Origin of the sequence: Rubrivirga sp. (assembly GCF_965213695.1) — a bacterium.
Lineage (GTDB): Bacteria > Bacteroidota > Rhodothermia > Rhodothermales > Rubricoccaceae > Rubrivirga.
The window spans coordinates 2022324-2046391 of sequence record NZ_OZ243912.1; the positions used below are offsets into that span (position 1 = coordinate 2022324).

The window sequence follows — 24068 nt, forward strand, 5'->3', positions numbered from 1 at the left end:
CGTCTGTCCCGTTAAACATGTCACCGCTCCGCCGCGCACTCCTCGTCCTCCTCGTCGCCGCCGCGCTCGCGCCAGTCCGCGCCCAGCAGGTGCCGATCCCGCGCGTCGACCAGATGCCGGCGCTGCCCGCCGACTACCGGCTCCGCGACTGGGACGCCGTCACGCGCGGCGCCGACTCGCTGATCTTCGACCTTTCTCGCACCGGTACGTACCTCCCGCTGGCGGCCACCTACGGCGGGACGGTCAACTACCCCGAGCACGGGTCGTTCGGGATCGAGACGTACGTGGGGCAGGGCAACGAGATTCCGGGCGAGGCCATCACGGCGCTGCCGGCGCTCGTCGGCGCGACGTGGGCAGGGGCGTCGAAGCGGAGCCAGTTCGGCGTCGACTGGGTGCTCCGGGCTGAGCAGTTCTTCAACCGCCGGCCCGAAGAGAACGTCTACCTCAACGCGCCGCGCGCGACGTCGGGCGACGACTGGTGGTACGACACGATGCCCAACGTCTTCTTCTACCAGCTCCGGGCGCAGTACCCCGGCGTCGGCGAGTTCGACCGCCAGTTCCGCCTGGTGGCCGACCAGTGGCTGAGCGCCGTCCAAGCGCTCGGCGGGAGCGCGGCGCCGTGGAGCCTGCCGGCCATCACCTACCGCGGCTTCGCGCTCTCGACCATGACGCCACGGCTCGACGGCGTGCCCGAGCCCGAGGCGGCCGGGGCCATCGGCTGGCTGCTGTACTCGGCGTACCGGGAGACGGGCGACGAGCGGTACCGGATCGGGGCCGAGCAGGCGCTGGCGGCGCTCGAGCGCCAGAGCCAGAACCCGTCCTACGAGCTCCAGCTCCCGTACGGGACGCTGGCGGCGGCGCGGATGAACGCCGAGGTCGGCACCCACTTCGACATCGAGAAGCTGCTGACGTGGTCGTTCGAGCGAGGTCCGCTCCGCGGCTGGGGCACCATCGCCAACAAAACGCGAGGGGGTTACACGCTCGACGGACTCGTGGGCGAGGTCGACGGCGACGGCTACGCCTTCGCGCTCAACGGTTTCCAGCAGGCGGCGGCGCTCGTCCCGGTCGCCCGCTACGACGACCGGTTCGCCCGCGCCATCGGCCGGTGGATGGTCAACCTGGCGAGCGCCTCGCGCCTGTTCTACAGCACCGCGCTGCCGGCCGAGAACCAGGACGGCGAAGACTGGGCGTTCACGAATGACCCGCGCGGGCTGCTGGCGTACGAGGCGCTCCGGGGCACTTTCAACGGCGTGAGCCCCTTCGCGACCGGCGACGCCCTCCGCAACAACTGGGCGCCGACCAACCTCTCGCTCTACAGCTCGGCCTCGGTCGGCTACCTCGCCGCCGTCGTCGACTCGACCGAGGTGCCGGGCGTCCTGCGCCTCGACCTCCGCAAGACCGACGTCTACCGGACGCCGTCCTTCCAGTCGTTCCTGATCTACAACCCGTACGACACGGAGCAGACGGTGACGGTCCCGCTCACGTTCGGGACCTACGACGTCTACGACGCCGCCGCGAACGCCTTCCTCGCGCGATCCGTCTCGGGCCAGGCCGCCGTCGCGATCCCGCCCGACGCCGCCCGCGTCTTGGTCTTCCCGACGGCCGGCGGGGCCGAGACGTCGGTCGACGGGCGCCGCAGCGTCAACGGCGTCGTCATCGACTACGACGACGGGACGGGCGGCAACGCGCCGCCCCGCGTCCGTGCGCTCGTCGCGAGCGACACGACGCTGGCGCGCGACCAGACGGCCACGCTCTGGTGCACGCCCGACGACGCCGAGACGGCCGAGCCGGCGGTCTCGTGGACGGCCTCGCGCGGCACGCTCGTCGTGGACGGCCGGACGGCGACGTGGTCCTCGCCCGACGTCGGCGACGTGGCCATCACCTGCACCGCGAGCGACGGGAGCCGCACCGGAGAAGACACGCTGACGCTCCGCGTCGTCCAGAACCAACCGCCCACGGGCGCCGCGATCACGTCGCCCGACGCCGTCGACGTCGGCGGGACGGCCGAGCTGGCGTGCGCCGCGAGCGACCCCGACGGCGACGCGCTGAGCTACACCTGGACCGTCACCGCCGGGGCCGTCGGCGGGTCGGGCGCGACGACGACGTTCGCGGCGCCCGACGCGCCCCAGGCCGTCACGGCGACCTGCACGGCGACCGACCCCGCGGGCGCGACGACGACGGTGAGCCGCCTCCTCGTCGTCGGCCGCCTGATCCTGGACCTCGGCCTCGACGGCGGCGCCGACGACGCGACCGTGTTCGACCACGACGGGACGGTCTCGGGCGCCGTTCCGGCGACGGGCCACGACGGCGTGCCCGGCCACGCCTTGGCCTTCGACGGCGTCGACGACGTGGTGACGATCCCGTCGGCCGAGACGCTGACGCCGACCCGCGAGGTCTCGGTGAGCGTCTGGCTTCGGCCGAGCAGTCTCCCCGAGCGCGAGATGTTCGTCGTGTCGCACGGGTCGTGGCAGAACCGCTGGAAGCTCTCGCTCACGCCCGAGGCCCGCCCCCGCTGGACCGTCAACACGACGGCGCGGATCGTCGACCTCGACGCGCCGTCGCCGGTCGCCGAGGGCACGTTCACGCACTTGGTCGGGACCTACGACGGCGCCCGGATGCGGCTCTACGTCGACGGCGCCCTCGCGGCCGACGTGGCCCAGGACGGGCCGATCCGCTCGACCGACCTCCCGCTGCTCGTCGGCCAGATGCTCCCCGGCCAGGCCGACTTCAACTTCCCCGGCGTGCTCGACGACGTCCGCGTGTACAACAAGGCGCTGACGGCCGACGAGGTGATGGCGCTCTTTGCCGGCGAGACGGACGGGGAGGGCGGGCCCGATGTCGCGGGCCGGCTCGGGCTCCCGTTCCCCAACCCGGTCCGGGACCGCGTCACGCTTCGGCTCGACCGGGACCGCGCCGACACCGCCAGGGTGACGGTCGTCGACGCACTCGGGCGGACGGTCGCCGTGCTCTGGGACGGGCCGCTCGCCCCGGGCTCGCACGCGCTCGTCTGGGACGCGGGCGCGGTCGCCGCCGGCGTCTACGTCGTCCGCCTGGAGGACGGCACCGGGTCGGAGAGTCGCCGCGTCCTGGTCGCCCGCTAGAGTGTTTTGCGCTGAGGTCCGGGCATCGGAGCCAGGACCGCGACCTCGCTGTACCGAAGGTCAAAGACCATTGCGCTAGAGCGGGTCATGCACGGTCTCCATCCTTGTCATCCTGAGCGGAGCGAAGGATCTCGACGCCGACGTCGGAGGCTGTCGGCGCTGGCACGGCAGATCTGGGGGTTCGAGCCGAGATCCCTTTGGCTCCGCTCAGGACATGCCTTCGCGTGCGCTCAGGATGACAAGGACGGGGCGCGCAGGCCGTGCCGAGCGCTTCGAGTTCATGACACGCTCTAGCCCGGTGGCCGACCGCTCGCGGCCGTGGTGGCAGGCCGGCGTCCTCTACCAGGTGTACCCCCGCTCGTTCCAGGACGCCGACGGCGACGGCGTCGGCGACCTCGACGGCATCACGCAGCGCCTCGGGTACCTGGCCGATCTGGGCGTCGACGCCGTCTGGATCAGCCCGTTCTACCCGTCCCCGATGGCCGACGGCGGCTACGACGTGGCGGACTACTGCGACGTCCACCCCGACCTCGGCGACCTCGCGGCGTTCGACCGGCTCGTCGCGGAGGCGCACCGGCTCGGGCTGCGCGTCGTCGTGGACTGGGTGCCGAACCACTCGTCGGACCGGCACCCGTGGTTCCGGGAGAGCTGGTCTGGGCGGGACTCCCCGAAGCGCGCGTGGTACGTCTGGCGCGACGCCAGGCCCGGCACGGGGCCTGGCACCGGCCGCGTGCCCGAACCTCCCAACAACTGGCGTTCGGCGTTCGGCGGGCCAGCTTGGACGTGGGACGAGACGACCGAGCAGTTCTACCTCCACTCGTTTTTGCCTGAGCAGCCCGACCTCAACTGGCGGAACGACGGTCTCCGCCAAGCGATGCTTGACACGCTGCGGTTCTGGCTCGACCGAGGTGTCGACGGCTTCCGGGTCGACGTGGCCCACCACATCGCCAAGGACCCGCTGTTCCGCGACAACCCGCCCGAGCCCCACCCCGACGCCGGCCACAAGCCGGTCTCGGACTACGACCGCCAGCGCCACGTCTGGGACCGCGCGCACTCCGACGTCCACGGGCTGTTCCGCCAGTTCCGCCGCGTGGTCGACGCCTGGCCGGACGGGCGCGAGCGGGCGCTGTTCGGCGAGATCCACCTCGGCCACGACCTCGCCCAGTGGGCGAGCTACTTCGGAAACAACGACGAGCTGCACCTGCCGCTGAACTTCGGCCTGCTGGCGACGCCGTGGACGGCCGACGGGCTCCGCGCCCACGTCGAGGCGGTCGAGGCCGCTCTCCCCCCGGGCGCGTGGCCGAGCTGGGTCCTGGGCAGCCACGACGAGAGGCGTCTTATCTCGCGGCTCGGCCCGACGGGTGCCCGCCAGGCCGCCGTCCTGCTCCTCACGCTCCGCGGCACGCCGACGCTCTACGCCGGCGACGAGATCGGCACGCCCCAGGTGGAGGTCCCGGATCACCGCATCCGCGACCCGGCCGGCGTGCGGACCGGCGTGCCCGGCCTGGGCCGCGACGGCGGCCGGACGCCGATGGCGTGGGACACGTCTCCCAACGCCGGCTTCTCGACCGCGCCGGAAGCCGACCTGTGGCTCCCGCTCCACCCGACGCACCCCGCCGCCAACGTGGCTGGGCAAGCGGCGGACCCCGACTCGCTGTGGTCGCTGTACCGGCGTCTGCTCGCGCTCCGCCGGGCGACGCCCGCGCTCCACGCCGGCGCCTACTGCTCGCTTGACGTGGGCCACCCGGCCGTGTTCGCCTACGAGCGGGCCGTGGGCGAGAGCCGCGCCGTCGTCGCCCTCAACCTGGGCGACGGCGAGGCGATGGTCGGGCTCCCCGGGACCGGGTGGACCGTCGCGGTCTCGACGCATCGCGGAGGTGAGGGCCCGCGGCCGACCCTCACGTTGGCGCTCGGCGAGGGCGTCGTGCTGATCGGCGCTCCGTCGGTGACCGGAGCCCCGTAGGGCGGCCGGGACGTTACCGCTCGATGTCCGTGTCGCCGTCGTCGTCGCGGACGTCCGAGTCGTCGTCGGCGCGGCCTTGGGGGGTGGGTGGGATCTCCTGGTCCGTCGGCGTGACGGGCTTGGTGGCGGAGGCGTCCTGGGGGCGTGTCGTGTCGGGCATGGGGGCCGAAGGGGAGGGAGGCGGCGTGGACCCCGGAGCGCGTCGCTCCGTTCCGTCGCCATGCCCGGTCGCCTCGTCGCCATCTACCTCGCGCCCGCCGCCGGCGCCCCCGTCCGCCGCCTGTCCGAGGCCGAAGCGCTGGCGGGCCTTGGACTCGACGGCGACCGCTACGCCGCGAGCGAGGGTTCGTTCAGCCGGTGGCCGGGCCCCGCCCGCGACGTGACCCTCATCGCCGCCGAGGCGCTGGCCGATGCCGAGCGCGAGTTCGGCGTCGCGGTCGCCGAGGGACAGCACCGCCGGAACCTGGTCGTCGAGGGCGTCCCGCTCGACGACCTGCGCGGCGTCCCGTTCCGGATCGGCGAGGTGGCCTTCGAGGGCGTCCGCTTGTGTGCCCCGTGCAAATACCTCGTCCGCGTGACCGGCCAGGATCGGATCTTCGACGCGCTGGTCCGGCGGGGCGGGCTGCGGGCGGCCGTGCTCGAAACCGGAGTTCTGCGAGAAGGCGACGCTGTGACCTGGGACCCCGCCGACGTGGCCCGGCGACGCTCGCTCCCGGGGTAAACTCCGGCACCCCCCAACGCGCTCCGCAGAGTGGGTCCGTCCGTCGGTGCGTCAGTGGGTCCGTCGTTCAGAGCCTGCCCGTCCCGCTTCCCAGATCGCTGGATGTCTCATCCCCCCCGTGTCATCCTGAGCGGAGGCCGTCGTCGGCCGGAGCCGAAGGATCTAGCGGCTCGCCGCTCCCGAGCCTCCCAGGGCCACGAGGCCGTGTAGGGTAGACTCTCCGCTGGCGCTCGGGACGTGTCGCACCCTGCGTACGGGGACAGAGGGGGAGCGGGGCACGAACCGTCGATCAAACTCGGTATCAGACCGTCCCCGCCACCGACGCACCGAACCACGGACCCACCGACTCCATGCCTGGCATCCCCGACTCCGTCATCGAAGAGGTCCGCGCCGCGTCCGACCTGGTCGACGTGGTGAGCGACCGCGTGCGTCTGAAGAAGCAGGGGAGCAGCTACGTCGGGCTGTGCCCGTTCCACAACGAGAAGACGCCGTCGTTCAACGTCGTCCCGGACAAAGGTTTTTTTCACTGTTTCGGGTGCAGAGAGTCAGGCGATGTGTTCTCGTTTGTACAGAAAATAGAAGGGGCAGGATTTTTGGACGCGGTTCGCCTCCTGGCCGACCGCGCGGGCATCGAGATCCGGGAGGAGGGCGCGAGCACCGAGGGCGACCGGAAGGCGTCGCTCCACGCCGCGCTCCGGTTCGCCGCGGGCTACTTCTACACGGCGCTGGCGACGCCCGAAGGCGAGCGCGCCGTCGAGTACCTCCGGAGCCGCGGGTTCTCGAAGGAGGCCGTCCGCGAGTTCGGCATCGGCGTGGCGACGCCGGCGTGGGACGGGCTGGTGACGGCGGCGACCGAGGCCGGCTACAAGCCCGAGGTGCTCGAGGCCGTCGGGCTGGCGAAGGAGCGGCAGGGGGGAGGCCACTACGACGTGTTCCGCGACCGGCTGATGTTCCCCATCCTGTCGCCCATCGGCAAAGTCTTGGGCTTCGGCGGGCGGATCCTGCCCGACACCGAGACCGGCAGCGCCGACTACACGCCGGCCAAGTACGTCAACTCGCCCGAGACCGAGGTCTACCAGAAAAGCACGGTCCTGTACGGGATGAAGCAGGCCAAGCGGGCCATCCGGACCGAGCGCGAGGCCATCGTCGTCGAAGGCTACGCGGACGTGGTCTCGCTGTGGGACGCCGGCGTCCGCAACGTGGTCGCCGCGAGCGGCACGGCGCTGACGTCGCAGCAGCTCGACGCGCTCAAGCGGCTCGACGTCCAGCGGCTCGTCCTCCTGTTCGACGCCGACGACGCCGGCCAGAGCGCGGCCCAGAAGGGGATCGACCGAGCCCTCGACGCCGAGCTGGCGCCCTACGCCGTCGCGCTCCCCGACGGCGCCGACCCCGACTCGTTCGTCCGCCAGTTCGGGGCCGAAGCGTTTCGGACGGTGCTCCGCGAGGAGCGGCTCGACTTCGTGGCCTTCCTGGCGCGGCGGGCCCGCCAGTCGGGCCGGCTGGCGACGCCCGAGGGCAAGGCCGAGGTCGTCCGCGACGTGCTGGCAACGATCCGCCGGATGAAGGACCCGATCCTGATCGAGGGCTACCTCCGGCGCGCGTCCCAGGAGCTCGACGTGGTCGACGCCGACCTCCGCCGGCTGTTCGGCGGCCAGAAGCCGGCCCCGCCGCCGCGCCGGTTCGAGCGCGAGCCCGAGGCCCAAGCGCCGCCGCCGGTCGAGGTCCCCGACGTCCGCCCCGAGGAGTCGACGCTGATCCGGCTCATGCTCGAGCAGGGCGTGCCGATGGTCGAGCACGTCCTGACCCGGATGGGCCTCGACGAGTTCACGCCGGGCCCGTCGCAGCAGGTGGTCGAGGCGCTGATCGCCCAGTTCCAGGCCGGCGCGGTCGAGGCCGCCCCGTTCATCCGCGGCGATGTCGGGGACGCCGCCCGGGTCCTCGTCACCGACGCGCTCGCCGAGGAGCACGGGCTCTCCGACAACTGGGCGTCGAAGGTCGGCGTCAATGCCAAGGGCCGCGACGACCAGCCGTTCGCCGTGGCCGCGAGCGCGATGAAGGAGCTCAAGCTCGACCGGGTCCGCGAGGCCATCGGCGCGCTCTCTCGCGAGATCCAGGCGGCGGAGCGGGACGGCCACGACCTCGCGGCGCTCCAGCGCGAGGTCGGCACGCTGAACGAGCTCCGGCGCCAGATCGAGAGCGGCGCGTTCATGGCGTGGGGCGAGGGCGCGCAGGGAGAGTAGAGGGCGGAGGGGCAGGGCTATCCCTCGCCTACCGTGTCATCCTGAGCGCCAGCGAAGGATCTCGACTCGGGCTCCGAGACCTGCCGCGCCGGCTCCGACAGCCCCCGACGTCGGCGTCGAGATCCTTCACTCCGTTCAGGATGACAGAGTGGGGGGGAGGTTGCGCTCGCCCTGGGACCGTCGCCCGTTGGGAGCGCGGCGCGCCCTCGGCCGTTCTACCTTGCCGAGCCCCCTCCGAGCCCCCATGGCCGACGACCCGACCGACCCGACTTCTGAGCCCACCACCGCCGACGCGCAGGGCGACGGCCTGCCCCTGCCGCTCCCCCAAGCGATGGAGATCGACCTCGCCGAGGAGGCGCGCCCGGACCAGGGCCTGCCCCTCGCCGTCGTCCCGACGGAGGTGCCCGACGGGGCCACCCTCGACCACGCCTCGCTCTACTTCAACCGCGAGCTGAGCTGGATCGACTTCAACTGGCGCGTCCTCTTCCAGGCCATCGACGAGCGGACGCCGCTCTTGGAGCGGGTCCGGTTCGTGGCCATCACGGCCAACAACCTCGACGAGTTCTACCGCAAGCGGATCGGCGGGCTCAAGCGCCAGCTCGGCGCCGGCGTCCGCGCCCTCTCGCCCGACGGGCGGACGCCCCGCCAGCAGCTCGACCTCTCGACCGACGCCGCGCTCACCATGCAGCGCGAGATGTCGCGGATCTGGGAGGAGGACCTCCGGCCCGAGCTGGCCGACGCCGGCGTCGTCGTCCGGGAGTACGACGACCTGGAGGACCACGAGCAGGCCGCGCTCGACACCATCTTCCGCGACACCATCTTCCCGATCCTGACCCCGCTCGCCGTCGACTCGGGTCACCCGTTCCCGTTCATCTCGAACCTCTCGCTCTCGCTCGCCGTCACGTTGCGCCACCCGACGCGCGGGACCGAGCACTTCGCCCGCCTCAAGGTGCCGACCGGCCGGGCCCGGTTCCTCCCCGTCGACGGGACGCCGCACCACGTGGTCGCCGTCGAGGACGTGATCGCGAACAACGCCGAGGAGCTGTTCCGGGGGATGGACGTCGAGGGCGTCTACGCCTTCCGCGTGACCCGGAACGCGAGCGTCGACCGGAGCGAGGAGGAGGCCGACGACCTGTTGGCCATGATCTCGGAGGAGCTGCGCGAGCGGAAGTTCTCCGAGGTCGTCCGGCTCGAGGTCGAGCACGACATGCCCGAGCGCGTCCGGGACCTGCTCCGGCGCGAGCTCAACCTGACCGAGCCCGAGGACGTCGTCGAGGTCGACGGGCTCCTCGACCTGTCCGGCCTGTTCTCCCTGGCCGACGTGGACCGGCCGGACCTGAAGGACTTGCCGTGGGAGCCGGTCGTGCCCATCCGCATGCGGCACATGGTGATGGAGGACGACGAGGACATGTTCTCGGTCATCCGCAAGGGCGACCTCCTGGTCCACCACCCGTACGAGAGCTTCGCCGCCTCGACCCAGCGGTTTATCGAGGAGGCGGCCCAGGACCCGGCCGTGCTTGCGATCAAGCTCACGGTCTACCGGACGAGCCAGGACAGCCCCATCGTCCGCGCGCTGATCCGGGCGGCTGAGGCCGGCAAGCAGGTCGCCGCGCTCGTCGAGCTCAAGGCCCGGTTCGACGAGGAGAACAACATCGAGTGGGCCCAGCGGCTGGAGCGGACTGGCGCGCACGTGGCCTACGGGCTGGTCGGGCTCAAGACGCACGCCAAGACGACGCTCGTCGTCCGCGAGGAGCCGGGCGGGCTGCGGACCTACGCCCACCTCGGCACGGGCAACTACAACCCGACCACGGCCCGGTTCTACACCGACTTCGGCCTGTTCACCTGCCGCGAGGACATCGGCGAGGACCTGGTCGGGCTCTTCCACTTCCTGACGGGCTACGCGCCGGAGCAGGAGTACCAGACCCTCGTGGTGGCCCCCCGCGACCTCCGGCCCCGGTTCGTCGAGTTGATCCGCCGCGAGGTGGCCCACGCCAAGGCGGGGAAGAAGGCGCGGATCATCGCCAAGATGAACGCGCTCGACGACGTCAACATCATCCAGGAGCTGTACAAGGCGAGCCGGGCCGGCGTCGAGATCGACCTGATCGTCCGCGGCCACACGCGGATGCGGCCGGGCCTCGACGGCGTGTCCGAGAACGTCCGGATCGTGTCGATCGTCGGCCGGTTCTTGGAGCACAGCCGGATCTACTACTTCCACAACGGCGGCGAGCCCGACGTCCTGATCGGCTCGGCCGACTGGATGCGCCGCAACTTGGACGACCGCGTCGAGGTCGTCGTCCCGGTCACGGACCCGGTCGCCCAGAGCCGCTTGCTGCGGACGCTCAAGTTCTGCCTCGAAGACAACCGCCAAGCGTGGGACCTCGGCCCCGACGGCCGCTACACGCTCCGCTGGCCGGACGACGAGCCGGTCCAGGCGTTCCACGACACGCTGATGCACCGCGCCCGCCGCCGGACCGAAGAGGACGACGCGGCGTGGTCGTTCTAGGGCGCACGCGGATGCGAAACGTCTCGTACGTCCGAGCCACCAGCGCCGGGAACGGGGAATGAGGAACGAGGAACGGGGAAGACGGACGGCGGCTTCCGGTCGACGGTGGGCGCTGGCGCTTGTCGCCGCGCTCGCCGCCGCCGGGTGCGCGGAGGCGCCGGGGCCGTCGCCCGAGCAGCAGGCCGTGTTCGCCCAGGAGGTCGACGCCGAGGTCGTGGTGTCGGCGGTGAAGAACGCGATGCGCTACGCGACGCCCCGCGTCGAGGCGCCGGCCGGAGCGACGGTCCGCCTGGTGATGGACAACTCGGCCACGACGAGCCCGGCCATGGTCCACAACGTCGTGGTCGTGGCCACCGAGCCGGCCGTCGAGCGCGTCGGCCGGGCGGCCTCGGGCGACCGGCTCCCCGACGACCCCGCGATCCTGACGGCGACGCCGCTGGCGGGCCCGGGCGAGCGGACGGCCGTCGTGTTCACGATGCCTCCGCCGGGCGTCTACCCGTTCCTCTGCACCTACCCCGGCCACTTCCGCTTTATGCAGGGCACGCTGGTCTCGACGGAGTGAGGGCCTGCCACAGGCTCTCCGGGTGGCCGTCCTCGCTCGCCACCGATGCGTGATGCGTGACTCTCACGCGGAAGATCACGCATCACGTATCGAGCACGCCCCGCCCACTAGACTTCCCCTGGCGTGCCCTCAGTAATCCAAGTTGTGCCTCCGGTCCTCGCGTTCGTCGGGACCGAGGACGGGGGACGGGAGACCGCCTGGGACTCGTCAGGGAAGCCGGTCCCCGGTCCTCCGTCGCCGGTCCCACCGCCTCTTTCGGTTCCGACACCACTCGGGTTCAGTAGTTGATCGTGTCCTCGATCTGCGGCGGCTTGACCGGGAGCGGGGCGATGGACTCGCGGCGGCGGAGCGGGACCGAGTCCGGCGTGAGATCGGCAACAGGCTGGCGGCCCAAGTTGACGCGGGGGTCGACGGACAGCAGCGTCTCGGTCGTGGCCACGAGCTCGCGGAACGACGACGTCCGCCAGATCGAGCGGTGGATCCGGGCCACCTTGGCCTGGGTTTGGCGGTAGCGCGAGTCCGGGTTCTGAGACGCCAGCTCCTGGAGCTGGTCGTGGATCCGGTCCATGCGGGCCTGGGCCGAGCGCGTGAACCCGAACCGGCCGGTCTCGGCCACGAGTCGGTCGTAGGCGACGTCGGTCGGGGTCCGCTCGCCGTCCTCCAACAGGAACGTCCGCTCGTTGAACGGCTCCGACTCGCCGATCACGTCGAGCCCGACGCGGCGCAGGACGGACGTGGCCCCGGCGGGCAGGAAAAACCGGACCGGCGTGCTCCCCGCCGACGCCGTCAGCCGGAGGTCGCCCGAGGCGGGGACGCCGCTGGGCGCCATCGGCAGGTCGATGTGGGGGTTGAGGTCGCGGAACTTCTCGTACAGCGTCTCGCCCTCGACCGGGCCCCAGTTGAGGCGGCCGGCGTGAGGTTCGAGCGCCGCCAGGATCTGCGACAGCCGGGCCGTCGAGCCCGGGCGGACCCGGACGCGCTCGGCGTGGATCGTCTCGGTCGGGTCGATGAGCTGATCTTCCGTCGCCCGGAGCGAGCCGTACGCCTTGAGTACGTAGACCCGCGAGTGCGGCCCGAAGCTCGACACGGCGTCGACGCGCTCGAACCCGTCGGTCACGCCCCACATGTAGGCGTCCGAGACGTGCTGGCCGCGCGCCGTGCCCGGGTTGGCCCGGAGGTACTCGCGGTACAGCTTGAAGATGTTGCCCGGGCCCGTGTGGTACGCCGAGATCCCCGGCAGCTCGTGGCCGACCGAGTTCGCGTAGGCCCGGACGAGCATCATGTAGGGCTCCATCGCCAGGAGCGGGTGCCACTCCTCGCGCACCTGGACCGTCCCGCCCGAGGCCACCGGCAACGTGTACTGCTCGACGTCGAACATCCGCAAGATGTCGGGCATCATCTGGTACCGGCTCCGCGCGCCGGCCGACGACACCAACCGGTCCTGGTTGAACGTCTCGACGGTCCCGATCTCGGTCGCGAGCACGCTCAGGCCGAGGCGCCGAGCGAGGTTGACCTCGTAGGTGAGGTAGCGGCTGTCGCGCCCGCGCGCCTCCAGCGTCTGGTCGGCGTAGCCCCAGCGGATCACGATGTCGTCCTGGGGGATCCCGTAGGCCCGCCACTTGTCGCGGAGCATCCGCGTCGCCGTGCGGCGCTCCTGGTTGACGGCGTCCCACGAGACCTGGCCCGAGCCGTCGAACCGGTCCTTGGCGTCGCGGAGCTGGTGGACCTCCAACGTCTCGCCCGTCCGCTCGTCGATGACGCGGATGGTAAAGTTGTCGTCGACGCCGTAGGCCTTCCGGTACATGTCGAGCCGCCAGCGGAAGTCGGCGAGGTGGCTGTCGCTGGCGTCGGCGTCTGAGGCGAGCCCGGCGAAGGCGCCGGCGAAGTACTGGCCGTAGAGCCGGTCCGGGTGGATGTCGAGCCCCCGGAACGTGTACGGGTCGTCGGGGCTGAGCGGGACGACCGCCTCGGCCACGGCGTCCGACTCGGGCGCCGTTTTCGGGGACGCCGCGCGGATCTCGTCGCCGTAAACGGCGGCCACCAGGACCCCGATGGCGAGCAACCCCGCCAACGTCAGCAGCGGGATCCGGGCGGCCTCGCGGAACGCCCGCCGCCCGGCCGCGCCCTGGGCCGACAGGTCGTCGTGCTCGTCGACGGGCGCCCCCTCCGCGTCGCGCGGGACGTCGTCGTCGAGCTCAGGGAGGGGGCGGAAGGGGGAGGGGTCGGTCGGAACGGACATCGGAGGTAAAAAGGGAGAGCGTCGGTCGTCGTCTCTTCAAAAACCGCGCCGGGGTGCCGGTCGTTCCTGACGGCCCGAAAGATGAGCGCGCGCGACCAGGTCCCCGAACAGCGCGTCCAGCGCCGGCTCCATCGCCTCGGGGTGGAACTGGACGCCGAGGAACGACCCGTCCTCGCTCTCGATGGCCTCGATGGTCCCGTCCGGCGCCCGGGCCGCCACCGTCAGCCCGTCGCCCGGCTCAGCAATCGCCTGGACGTGCCGCGTGTTGACGACGAGCGCGTCGCGCCCGACGACCTGGCGGAACCGGCTCCCCGCGACGACGGCGACGGGGTGCTCGGTCCCCCCGCGCCCCCGGCTGTGGACCGCCGTTCCCTCGACCTGGCGCTCGACGTCGGCGTAGATCGTGCCGCCCCGGAGCGCGCTCGCGAGCTGCATCCCGTAGCAGATGCCCAGCGTCGGGCGTCCGGCGTCGAGAAAGGCCCGCAGGATGCGGACGTCGGAGGCGACGCGGTCGGGGTCGGTCTCGTCGATGTCGTCCGGCAGGCGGCCCACCAGCCCGTCGGTGACGGCCGGGCCACCGGTCACGACGAGCCCGTCGAGCAGGGCCGCGAAGGCGTCGGCGGCCTCGTCGGTCGCCAGCATCGGGACGACGAGCGGCAGCCCGCCGGCCCGCTCGACGGCGCGGACGTAGGCGAGGTCGAGGCGCTGCTCGCGCGCGCCCGCGTCGGTCGTGTTGAGCGAGGTCGTAATCCCGATTCGGGGGCGGGTCATCGGCGGAGGTCGGCGAGGCGCAGGCGGCCGGGGGCGGGAGAGGCGGCGGGGTGGAGGCCCAACGTCAGCGTGCCCTCGCCCCGGAAGCTGGACGTGACCGCGCGGTCGAAGTCGCCGTCGTCGAGGGCTTGGTGGAGCGCGCCCTTGATGGTCCGGTCGGCGCCGCGGTCGGCCGTCGAGGTCCCGTGGATCAGGCGGACCGTCCGCCGGCCGTGGCTCGCGGCTTGGGCGACGGCGGCCCGGGCCAGGTCGAGGGCCTCGGCGACGCGGGCGCCGTGGAGGTCGAGGGTGACCGACTGGCCGTCGTCGTCGAGTCGAAGGTGGGGCACAGGACGGAAGAGAGCGGACGCCGCGAACGGGACCGGGAGCCGGGCGTTCCAACCATCCCCCTCTGCCCAGCCCCTCTGCCCGATGACGCTGTCCTGGCCCCTCGTCAAGTCCCTCGCCGTCACCACCGCCAAGGAGGTCACCGACGACGACGTGCCGTCGCTCGCGGCGGCCATCGCGTACTACACCGTGTTCTCGCTGCCGCCGCTGCTCGTGCTGCTGGTGGCCATCGCCGGGGCCGTGTTCGGGCCGGACGAGGTGACCCGGGTCCTAACAGAGCAGGCCGGAGCCGCCGTCGGCGGGGGCGCCGCGGACGCCGTGCGGGGGATGATCGAGAACGCGAGCACGATGGGGACGGGGATCGGGGCGAAGCTGGCCGGGATCGCGGCGCTGCTGTTCGGGGCCACCGGCGCGTTCGCCGAGCTCCAGAAAGCGCTCAACCGGGCGTGGGAGGTCGAGGCCGCCAGCGAGGGGGGCGGGCTCGTCTCACTCGTGCTCAAGCGGGTGCTCTCGTTCGGGATGGTCCTCACCATCGCGTTCCTCCTGCTGGTCTCCCTCGTGCTCAGCGCCGTCCTGGCCGCGCTGGGCGACGCGGCGGCGTCGGTCGCGGGCGACGGCGTGGCCGGGACGCTCGTCCAGATCCTCAACCTCGTCGTCGGGTTCGGCGTCACGGCGGCGCTCTTCGCCGTCTTGTTCCGGACGCTGCCGGACGCCGAGATCTCGTGGCGCGACGTGGCTGTGGGGGCCCTCGTGACGGCCCTCCTGTTCACGATCGGCAAGGCCGCCATCGGGCTCTACCTCGGCACGGCCGACCCCGGCTCGGCGTTCGGGGCCGCCGGCTCGCTCGCGCTGCTCCTGGTCTGGATCTACTACTCGGCCCTCATCGTCCTCGTCGGCGCCGAGTTCACGCAGGCGTGGGCCGAGCAGGTCGGCGCGGGCATCGAGCCCGAGGAGCCCGGCGACGACACCCCGACGCCGACCGTCGGCGACGCCGACTCGGACGTCCACCCGACGGCCCTCCCCCGCGACCCCGCGCCGTACTGAGCGGAGAGGCGTCTCGTCCGAGACCGGTCTACCCCTCGCTCACCTCGGACAGCGGGATCGGGCGGATCGGGCGCTGGACCTCGGCACCTTGGACCGAGAACGCGGCGTCGTGGAGCCGGGCCATGTCGTCGCGGTCGAGCCCGAGCACCTCGCGCGCCTCGTGGAGCCCGACGTGCTCGGCCGGCTCGATCAGGCCGTCCGCCAGGACGACGTCAATGAGGTTGAGCATCAGCGCGCGGCGGAGCTCGAGGTCGGTGTCGCGGAACGCCAGGAGGCACCGCTCGAGCGGCGGCGGCTGGATCGCGAGCTGGAAGACCCGCCGGCGGGCGTCGCCCGAGAGGTCGCCCAGGTCGAGCGACTCGAAGATCCGGTCGTCCTCGCTCTCGTCCATGTCGCGGTCGGCGGCCGACATGGCGAAGAGGGCGCCGAAAAAGGACAGGCGCTGGTCCTCAGGGAGCGGGTGGAGGTCGAGCGTCGGGAGGGCAGACATGGCGGGATCCAGGGAGAAGGGACCCCAAACTACCGCCGCCGCGCGAGCACCGGCCGGCCCGCACCGTGGAGCGACGGGGAACCCGGGCGGGCCCGCGCCGCTGGGCCGACTACGCCGCGCGGGCCGGCCGCCGACGCGGGACCGGCCGGACGCCGAACCGGGCGTGCCCGGCGAACAGGTCCGCGAGGTCCCGCCGGAGGGTCGCGGCCGACGGCGCGTCGGGCCCTTGCGCCAGGGCGCCCCCAACCGACGCCCGGAACCGGGCCCAGTCGGTCACGGCGACGCCGGGGCGGAGCGCGAGCGGCGTCGGCGGCGTCCCCAGGCGGGCGTCGAGCCACGCGGCCTGGAACGCGACCTCGTCGTCCCACCCGCCGGTCGGGGCCGGGCGGCCGAGGTCGAGCCAGAGCCCCACCGCGTCGGCGTGCGTGCGGACGGCGGCAGCGAGCTCGGGCACCCGGTGCGCGTGGCGGACCCGCAGGCCCCGTGTCGTCGGGACCACGCCGGTGTTGCGCAAACGGAGCTCGCGCAACGTCTCGGCCAGCGTCCAGCCGGTCCCCGGCCCCGTCGGGCGCGGGGCCGACGTCGGCGGGGCGTCGGTGTCGAAGCGGAACGAGTAGTCCGCCAGGTGGGCGCCCATGCGGGCCGTGGGAGCGGCCTCGTGGGCGCTCAGGGCGCGCTGGAGGGCGGGGACGTGCGAGCGGGTCATCGGCCGGCTGCGAGGGTGCAGCGGAAAGATGACGGGCCCCGGTGTCAGCCGCGTGTCACACCAAATCCGGTCAGAGTGTGGGGGTGTGGGAGGAGGGGGTGTGGAGAGCCGACCCCTTCCGTACCCCCACACTCCTCACTCCGTACGACTACTGAGCGACCAGACCTGAGATCACACGCTCCCGGCTACGGGATCTCGCCGATCCGCGCGAGGACGGCGTCGGCCTGGTCGGGCCGGCCGGCGCGGCGCCGCTCGCGGGCGTAGGCCCGGACGTCGTCCTCGGTCGCGAGCCCGAAGGCCTCCGTCCTCACCTCGGCCGCTTGGTCGGCCCGGCCGGAGGCGTCCAAGAGCGCCGCCTTCGTCATCGTGTTGGCGAACGTCGGGCGGACACCGATGGAGCGGTCGATCCAGCCCAGCGCGTCGTCGAGGCGGCGGTCGGTGTCGAGGGCGTACTGGGCGATCTGGTTCCACCCCTCCCAGTAGAACCCGGCGACGCCGCGGAGCTCGGCCTCCATGCTGGCGAGCACCGCCGCCGGCGTGTCGGCCACGAGCGAGACCGGCACCTCGAGCTCGTCCCACGACAGGACGAGCGTGGCCGAGTCCTCGTCGGGGTCGTCGAAGTGGAACGAGAGGCGCTCCGTCATCGGCGCCGGGCGCGGGACGACGGTCACGCGCAGGGCGTCCTCGGCCGGGTCGTAGGTGTACGAGCCCCAAGCGACCGAGACGGTCGAGAAGACGACGGTCCAGGTGTCCTCGCCCGGGATCGTGTGGAACCCGTAGCGCCCGGCCGGGAGCGGCTCGCCCTCGACCATCAGGTCGGTCGACGTCTCGAACACGGTGTTCTCGTTCGCCCCGGCCCGCCAGACCTCGCCGTACGGCACCAGGTCGCCCCAGACGCGGCGCCCGTTGACGGCCGGCCGGTGGTAGTCGACCGACAGCTCGGTCAGGCCCACCGTCTGCGTCACCCGGGCGTGCGGGCTGACGCGGGGCGTCGTGAGCTGCTGGGCGCTCGCGGCGGACGCGAGGCCGAGAAGGGCGAGGGAGAGGGCGGCGAGGCGCCCCGCGAACGGGATCGTGGACATGGGTCGGAGGCGTGAGAAGCTGTTTGGTACGAGGAGATCAGGTCCCCTCTCCACCCCCTGGGGGGAGAGGGCGAGGGTGAGGGGGGCGGTCGGGACGAGCACGAGGCTACACGAAGCGCTTCCAGACCCTCACCGGGCCTCTCCCAGAGAGAGAGGGGACGTCACGAGCGGTACGGAGCCACTATCAAACAGCCTCTGAGGCCGTCGAGTTTACGGACCAGGGCAAGCGAGCGCGCCGCCCCCTCGGACGGTGAGGCGTTAGCGGGCGGTCACGCGCCACACCGTGTTGCCGACATCGTCCGCGACGAGCAGCGCGCCGTCGCTCGCGATCACCACGCCGACGGGCCGACCGTACGCCTCCTCCTCATCTTCGGACAGGAACCCAGTCAGCACGTCGCGCGGGGCGCCGTCGGGCCGGCCATCGGCGAAGGGGACGAACACGACCTTGTAGCCGCTCTTGGGCTTGCGATTCCACGACCCGTGCTGGCCGACGACCATGCCCGGCCCGTAGGCCGCCAGCGCGCCGCCGTCGGACCACGCCAGGCCGAGCGACGCCGTGTGCGGGCCGAGCGCGTAGTCGGGCACGAGGGCCCGGGCCACCAGGTCCGGCCGCTGCGGCTCGACGCGCGTGTCGACGTGGTCGCCGAAGTAGCTGTACGGCCACCCGTAGAAGCCGCCGTCCTGCACGGCCGTCATGTAGTCCGGGACCAAGTCGCTGCCCAACTCGTCGCGCTCGTTGACGGCCGTCCACAGCGCGCCCGTCGTTGGCTCGACCGCCAGGCCGACCGGGTTGCGCAAGCCCGTCGCGAACAGCCGCGTGTCGCCGGTCTCGACATCGACGGCCCAGATCGCCGCGCGGCCGACCTCCTCGTCCAACCCGTGCTCGCCGACGTTGCTCGCCGAGCCGACGCCGACGTAGACGGTCCGCCCGTCCGGGTCGGCGATGAGGCTCCGCGTCCAGTGCTGGTTGTAGGTCCCGGTGGGCAGGTGCGCCAGCGTGTCGGGCGCGGCCGTGATCCGGGTGTCGCCGGTCCGGTAGGGGAAGGCCACGAGCGAGCCGCTGTTGGCCACGAGCAGCCGGTCACCGACGAGCGCCATTCCGAACGGAGACGCGAGGTTCTGCAAGAGCGGGAAGCGGACGTCCGCGTCGCCGTCGTCGTCGGTGTCGCGAAGGAGGGTGATCCGGTCGGCGCTGGGGACGGCGGCGCCGGCCTTCTTGGAGAAGTACGTCCGGATCCGGCCGATCAGCCCGTTCGTCCCGGCCTTCGCAGGCGCGGCCGACTCGGCCACCAACACGTCTCCGTTGGGCAGCACGTGGAGCCAGCGCGGGTGGTCGAGCCCGGACGCGAACGGCTCGACGGCGAGCCCGGCGGCGGGCGTCGGACTCCGCCCGTCCGGCCACGGCTCGGCGTCGGCGATGTGGACCGTCGGGATCAGAGACGTGTTGGGCGGGGGGAGCGCCGGGTCGGGCCCTGTCCCCTCGGCGACGGTGAGGCGGGCCGTGTCGCCGCAGCCGGCGACGACGAGGAGGGCACTGAGGAGGCCGAGACGGGGGAGCGAGGGCATGGTGGGAGCGGCGCCTCTTCACAATCAGCCAGTCGCAGAATGTTGGGAAATGAGACGGACCTCTTCCAGGTCGGTGCTTCTCTCAAGATGAGAGAAACCAAGATGGTATGCAGTGCGAAGTGTTCTGGTCAGCTTGTCTTCCGTGCTCGGCCGAAGGTTCTGGATTGCTTGGACAGCCATTCCGGAAAAGGACTCCCAGTCGGTAATCGTCTCGCCTGATCCCAGAACTAACTTTGGGTGTTTCGGATATCCCGATTCTGGGCCACTAATCACTGCGATGTAGAAGAGCGTTTCCTGAGGCCAGGATGGCTCTCGCTTCCGGGCGAGAGTCTGAAAGTACTGAGACTTGGCGATCCGATGGTAGAGCGCAAGTCGATTTGGAAACCTTGAGGCAATCAAGGCACACTGATCAGAAATAAATGAGGTATGTATAAGTTTTGCACCTTTGCTTGAGATGGAAATATACACGTGCCCAAATCTAATTTCCTCCAATAGATCGCCGAACGTGCGTACGTCTCGCTCTATGCTATTTGGTTCTGCTGTATTTGTTCTTGTGATGACGTAGCCCCCGGTTGGTTTCGTGGACCGTGCCTTATCGAACGCATGATCGGAAAGTTTGCTGTAGTCACCGCCGAACGACTTTACTCCACCCTGCCGAGTGAGGAAATCAATAAGTGTGTCTAGTTTTCTAAAAATTACCGTGTATTTAGAATCATTATTAAATTCGATCCATTGCTCATCATTTGATACCAGTAGCACTTCCCTACCAGTCCACTCGCCCCAGTTCTCAGCAGCTGAAAGCGTCAGCGCGTCTATCATCTGCTCCTTAGGTTTCTTCCCGCAGAATGGGGCAGCGCGATAGAAGTAGCGATCAACGACGTCAGGCAGGGAAACGTAGCTGAAGCCTATGTTAGCAGATTTGCTTGACTGCAGATAGGAGTCGTACCGTGCCTCCATCTCCTTGAAAAGGGAGTCGGGGGCGGGGACGGATCCTGGAGTCAGTAAACTCTCTGTTCCCGGCTCAAGTACCCCAATGGAAGCAATGGATGCTTTACGAAGTTGGGCTCGCGCATTCGCAGCATACTCCCTCATGTGCTCTCGGATCTCACGATCCAGCGCAGGGAAAGACGCGAGTCTGCCAACTTCGAATTGGCATAGCTCGGAGATCCGCGAAAACTTTGAATTTTTTACATCGAATCGTTCTGACTCGAAGATGCATGTATCAATGAGAATTGGGCGCGGGCGGTTCATGCTCATACCTCAGATTCGAGAACGAGTGAGCCGGTTCCAAGTCTTCTAGTGAGCCCTTTCATCAGCTCCGGCGTCAGGTCCACGACCGCCGTCCTCGCGTGGAGGCGGACCGGCCGCGGCATCGCCGACGACGCCAGTTCGAAGTAGACCTTGCACGCGCCGGGATGGGCGTCACACAACGACTTGATCGCCGTCACGTCCGCCTCGGTCGTCGTGTCGACGTCGATTCGCACCGTGAGCGCCTTGACGAGCTGCTCGCGCACGCGCCACATCGGCAACACGTCCTTGGCGACCAGCTTGATGTTGCCGCTGGAGGTCTCGGCCTTGCCCTTGACCATCATCACCTCGTCGACCAAGAGCATGTGGCCGCAGCGCTCCAGCGTCTGGGCGAACAGGACCACCTCGGCCTGGCCCGTCGTGTCCTCCAGCGTCACGAACGCGATGGGCCGGCCGGACTTGGTCGTCCGCCGCGTGATCTCGGTCACGATCCCGATGGCCGTCTGGTCCGACTCGTGCATCACGCCGTCGGCGTGGCCGAGCTGGACCGTCCCGAACGTGGCGACCTCGGCGGCGAAGTCGTCGAGCGGGTGGCCCGAGACGTAGAACCCCATCAGGTCGCGCTCGTGACGGAGCGTCTCGCCCTTGGTCCACGGCTCGCAGTGGGGGAGGGCCGGGACGAACGAGCTCCCGGTCGCCTCGCCGGCGCCGAACATCGAGAACTGGCCGGCCGCCTTGTCGGCCTGGTGCTTCTGGGCGTAGCTCCACGCCAGGTCGACGGCGTCCCAGTGCTGGCGGCGGTGGCCCTCGAAGGCGTCGAGCGCGCCCGCCGCCGCCAGCCCCTCCAGCGTCTTCTTGCCGACCGTCCGGAGGTCGAGGTCTTTGCACAGCGCGAACAGGTCGTCGAACGCGCCGCCGGCCGCGTCGCGCGCCTCGACGAGCGCCTCGATGGCGCCCAGCCCGACCCCCTTGATGGCGCCGAGCCCGAACCGGATCCGCCCGTGCTCGACCGTGAAGTGGGCCTGGCTCCGGTTCACGCACGGCGGCAGGATCTCGATGCCCGCGCTCCGGGTCGCGTCGAGCGCGACGGCCAGCTTGTCGCTGGCGGCCATCTCGGTCGTGAGCACGGCCGCCATGAACTCGGCCGGGTAGTGGGCCTTGAGGTAGGCCGTGTGGTAAGCGACGACGGAATATGCAGCCGAGTGACTTTTGTTAAATCCGTATCCTGCAAACTTGGCCATCATATCGAAGACCTCGTTTGCTTTCCGCGCATCGACGCCCTTGTCAGCCGCGCCGTCCACAAACGTGACCCGTTGGATGTCCATCTCGGACTGCTTTTTCTTTCCCATCGCGCGGCGGAGCAGGTCGGCCCCGCCCAACGTGTAGCCGCCCATGACCTGGGCCATCTGCATGACCTGCTCCTGGTAGACCGGGATGCCGTAGGTCGGCTCCAGGATGCCGCGCAGCATCTCGTGCGGGTACTCGACGGGCTCCTTGCCGTGCTTCCGGTCGATGTAGCTCGGGATGAGGTCCATCGGGCCGGGCCGGTAGAGCGCGTTCATCGCGATCAAGTCGTCGAGCGACGTCGGCTTGAGCTTGCGCATCCACTCGCGCATGCCCGACGACTCGAACTGGAAGATCGAGATGGTGTCGCCTTTCTGGAACAGCTTGAACGTGGCCGGGTCGTCGAGCGGGACCGCGTCCAGGTCGATCGTGATCCCGTGGTTCTCCTCGATGAGCGCGAGCGCGTCGTCCAGGATCGTCAGCGTTTTGAGGCCGAGGAAGTCCATCTTCAAGAGGCCGAAGTCCTCGATGTACTTCCCATCGTACTGCGTCACGACGGCGTCGCCGGCGCCGCCCTTGCCCTTCTGGATCGAGACCGGGACGTACTGGCTCACGTCGCCCGGCGCGATGATGACGCCGGCCGCGTGGACGCCCGTGTGCCGCGCCGATCCTTCCAAGACCGTCGCGTAGTGCATCAGCTTGCGGATCTGGGGGTCCTGGTGCTGGTACAGGTCCGCGAACTCCTTGACCTCGCCCTTGGCGGCTTCGAGCGTCACCTTGACGCCGTCCGGGATCAGCTTGGCGATCCGGTCGGCCTCGGGCAGCGGCACGCCCAGCACACGGGACACGTCGCGGATCACCGACTTCGAGCCCATCGTCCCGAACGTCACGATCTGGCACACGGACTCGCGCCCGTACTTCTCGACGACGTAGTCGATGACTTTGCCGCGCCCCCGGTCGTCGAAGTCGATGTCGATGTCGGGCATCGACACGCGCTCGGGGTTGAGGAAGCGCTCGAACAGCAGGTCGTATTGGAGCGGGTCGATGTTGGTGATCCCCAAGCAGTAGGCCACGGCCGAGCCCGCCGCCGACCCGCGCCCCGGACCCACGCTCACGCCGAGGTCTCGTGCGGCGGTCGTAAAGTCCTGGACGATCAGGAAGTAGCCGTCGAACCCCATCGACCCGATCACGCCCAGCTCCAGGTCGAGCCGCTCGCGGATCGTCTCGGAGACCTCGGGCCACCGCCGCCGCGCGCCCTCGTACGTCAGGTGGCGGAGGTAGGCGCCCGGACCGTCGAACGACGGCGGGATGGGGAAGTGGGGCATCAGGAGTTGGCCCATCGGCAACTCCAGGTGGCACTTGTCGGCGATCTCGCGCGTCGCGTCGAGCGCGGCGTCGACCGCGGCGGCCGTCGAGAACACGCCGTCGCGGACGGACGAGCCGAACGCCGACCGCATCTCGTCGGCCGACTTGAGGTAGAACTGGTCGTTCTCGAACCGCATCCGGTTCGGGTCGTGGAGGTCCTTCCCCGTCTGCAAACACAGCAGGACGTCCTGGGCCTCGGCGTCGGCCTGGGCCACGTAGTGGACGTCGTTCGTCGCGATGACCCGGACGCCGTACGCCTCGGCCCACCGCATCAGGACCGCGTTGCACCGGCGCTGCTCGGGGATCGCGTGGTCCTGGACCTCGATGTAGTAGTCCTCGCCGAAGATGTCGAGGTAGTCCTCGAACACGGCGCGCGCCTCGTCCTCGCCCTTCTTGAGGATGGCCTGCAACACCTCGCCCTGCAAGCAGCACGTGGTCGCGACGAGCCCGGCGCTGTGCTGGCGGAGCGTGTCGCGGTCGATCCGGGGCTTGTAGTAGTAGCCGTCGGTGTAGCTCAGCGACGAGAGCTTGATAAGGTTCCGGTAGCCCTCCAGGCTCTTGGCGAGGAGCACCTGGTGGTACCGCGTCCGGTCCCCTTTGTCGGCCATGCCCGACGGCGTGACGTAGAACTCGCACCCGATGATGGGCTGGACGCCCGCCCGCTGGGCCTTGGTGTAGAACTCGGGGACGCCGTACAGATTCCCGTGGTCCGTGATGGCCACGGCCGGGTGGCCGAGCTCCGCCGCGCGCCCGATGAGCTTGTCGATCCGGGCCGCTCCGTCGAGGAGCGAGTACTGGGTGTGGCAGTGGAGGTGGCAGAACTCGGGCATCGGGCGGCGGGGGGACCGCCCGCAAG

17 protein-coding genes are annotated in these 24068 nt (G+C 70.7%); 7 read left to right on the plus strand and 10 right to left on the minus strand.

From position 1 onward, the window contains the following. The first annotated feature begins 17 nt into the window (after window positions 1-17). Window positions 18-3101, plus strand: a complete 3084-nt coding sequence (locus tag ACOOHE_RS08835) for a LamG-like jellyroll fold domain-containing protein (protein ID WP_420457436.1) — start codon at window positions 18-20, stop codon at window positions 3099-3101. Window positions 3102-3381: 280 nt separating this feature from the next. Next, window positions 3382-5064: an alpha-amylase family glycosyl hydrolase gene (locus ACOOHE_RS08840; protein ID WP_420457437.1), complete on the plus strand. Its 1683-nt coding sequence runs from the start codon at window positions 3382-3384 to the stop codon at window positions 5062-5064. Between the two features lie 13 nt (window positions 5065-5077). On the opposite strand, the gene ACOOHE_RS08845 is transcribed toward ACOOHE_RS08840, so the two are convergent. Beyond that, window positions 5078-5224: a hypothetical protein gene (locus ACOOHE_RS08845; RefSeq protein ID WP_420457438.1), complete on the minus strand. Its 147-nt coding sequence runs from the start codon at window positions 5222-5224 to the stop codon at window positions 5078-5080. A 60-nt stretch (window positions 5225-5284) separates the two neighbouring features. Between ACOOHE_RS08845 and ACOOHE_RS08850 the strand changes: the two genes are divergently transcribed. The 4 genes from ACOOHE_RS08850 to ACOOHE_RS08865 all read left to right on the plus strand — a co-directional run bounded on the left by ACOOHE_RS08850 (window position 5285) and on the right by ACOOHE_RS08865 (window position 11090). Next, window positions 5285-5785, plus strand: a complete 501-nt coding sequence (locus ACOOHE_RS08850; RefSeq protein ID WP_420457439.1) for an MOSC domain-containing protein — start codon at window positions 5285-5287, stop codon at window positions 5783-5785. A gap of 350 nt (window positions 5786-6135) precedes the next feature. Continuing rightward, complete coding sequence (gene dnaG / locus ACOOHE_RS08855; RefSeq protein WP_420457440.1) at window positions 6136-8025, plus strand: DNA primase; 1890 nt, start codon at window positions 6136-6138, stop codon at window positions 8023-8025. A gap of 244 nt (window positions 8026-8269) precedes the next feature. Further along, window positions 8270-10528 carry a polyphosphate kinase 1 gene (gene ppk1, locus ACOOHE_RS08860; RefSeq protein WP_420457441.1) on the plus strand — a complete coding sequence of 753 codons (2259 nt, stop codon included), beginning with the start codon at window positions 8270-8272 and terminating at the stop codon, window positions 10526-10528. A gap of 58 nt (window positions 10529-10586) precedes the next feature. Next, the gene (locus tag ACOOHE_RS08865; RefSeq protein WP_420457442.1) at window positions 10587-11090 is read left to right on the plus strand and encodes a plastocyanin/azurin family copper-binding protein; all 504 of its coding nucleotides are present in this window, start codon (window positions 10587-10589) and stop codon (window positions 11088-11090) included. Between the two features lie 277 nt (window positions 11091-11367). On the opposite strand, the gene ACOOHE_RS08870 is transcribed toward ACOOHE_RS08865, so the two are convergent. The 3 genes from ACOOHE_RS08870 to ACOOHE_RS08880 are packed head-to-tail and all read right to left on the minus strand — an operon-like array spanning window position 11368 to window position 14429. After that, window positions 11368-13329 carry a hypothetical protein gene (locus ACOOHE_RS08870; protein ID WP_420457443.1) on the minus strand — a complete coding sequence of 654 codons (1962 nt, stop codon included), beginning with the start codon at window positions 13327-13329 and terminating at the stop codon, window positions 11368-11370. Between the two features lie 36 nt (window positions 13330-13365). After that, window positions 13366-14100, minus strand: coding sequence for a gamma-glutamyl-gamma-aminobutyrate hydrolase family protein (locus tag ACOOHE_RS08875; protein WP_420457444.1), 735 nt, complete (start codon window positions 14098-14100; stop codon window positions 13366-13368). Continuing rightward, the gene (locus ACOOHE_RS08880) at window positions 14097-14429 is read right to left on the minus strand and encodes a Smr/MutS family protein (RefSeq protein ID WP_420457445.1); all 333 of its coding nucleotides are present in this window, start codon (window positions 14427-14429) and stop codon (window positions 14097-14099) included. The genes ACOOHE_RS08875 and ACOOHE_RS08880 overlap by 4 nt, the downstream gene beginning before the upstream one ends. 82 nt (window positions 14430-14511) lie before the next feature. On the opposite strand from ACOOHE_RS08880, the gene ACOOHE_RS08885 reads away from it, so the two are divergent. Beyond that, a complete protein-coding gene (locus ACOOHE_RS08885) occupies window positions 14512-15471 on the plus strand; it encodes a YihY/virulence factor BrkB family protein (RefSeq protein WP_420457446.1) in 960 nt (319 codons plus the stop codon). Between the two features lie 28 nt (window positions 15472-15499). Here ACOOHE_RS08885 and ACOOHE_RS08890 read toward each other — a convergent pair whose 3' ends face one another. From ACOOHE_RS08890 to dnaE, 6 genes are all read right to left on the minus strand, one after another. Continuing rightward, window positions 15500-15961 (minus strand): TerB family tellurite resistance protein, encoded by a 462-nt coding sequence (locus ACOOHE_RS08890; RefSeq protein WP_420457447.1) that lies wholly within the window; start codon window positions 15959-15961, stop codon window positions 15500-15502. Window positions 15962-16070: 109 nt separating this feature from the next. Beyond that, the gene (locus ACOOHE_RS08895; RefSeq protein WP_420457448.1) at window positions 16071-16667 is read right to left on the minus strand and encodes a hypothetical protein; all 597 of its coding nucleotides are present in this window, start codon (window positions 16665-16667) and stop codon (window positions 16071-16073) included. 185 nt (window positions 16668-16852) lie between these two features. Then, a complete protein-coding gene (locus tag ACOOHE_RS08900; protein WP_420457449.1) occupies window positions 16853-17749 on the minus strand; it encodes a DUF2911 domain-containing protein in 897 nt (298 codons plus the stop codon). A gap of 258 nt (window positions 17750-18007) precedes the next feature. Further along, window positions 18008-19315 carry a PQQ-dependent sugar dehydrogenase gene (locus tag ACOOHE_RS08905; protein ID WP_420457450.1) on the minus strand — a complete coding sequence of 436 codons (1308 nt, stop codon included), beginning with the start codon at window positions 19313-19315 and terminating at the stop codon, window positions 18008-18010. 24 nt (window positions 19316-19339) lie between these two features. After that, on the minus strand, window positions 19340-20566 hold the full coding sequence (locus ACOOHE_RS08910) for a PIN domain-containing protein (protein WP_420457451.1): 1227 nt from the start codon (window positions 20564-20566) through the stop codon (window positions 19340-19342). 2 nt (window positions 20567-20568) lie between these two features. Further along, entirely contained in the window at window positions 20569-24042 is a 3474-nt protein-coding gene (gene dnaE, locus ACOOHE_RS08915) for a DNA polymerase III subunit alpha (RefSeq protein WP_420457452.1), read from the minus strand. Window positions 24043-24068 lie beyond the last annotated feature (26 nt).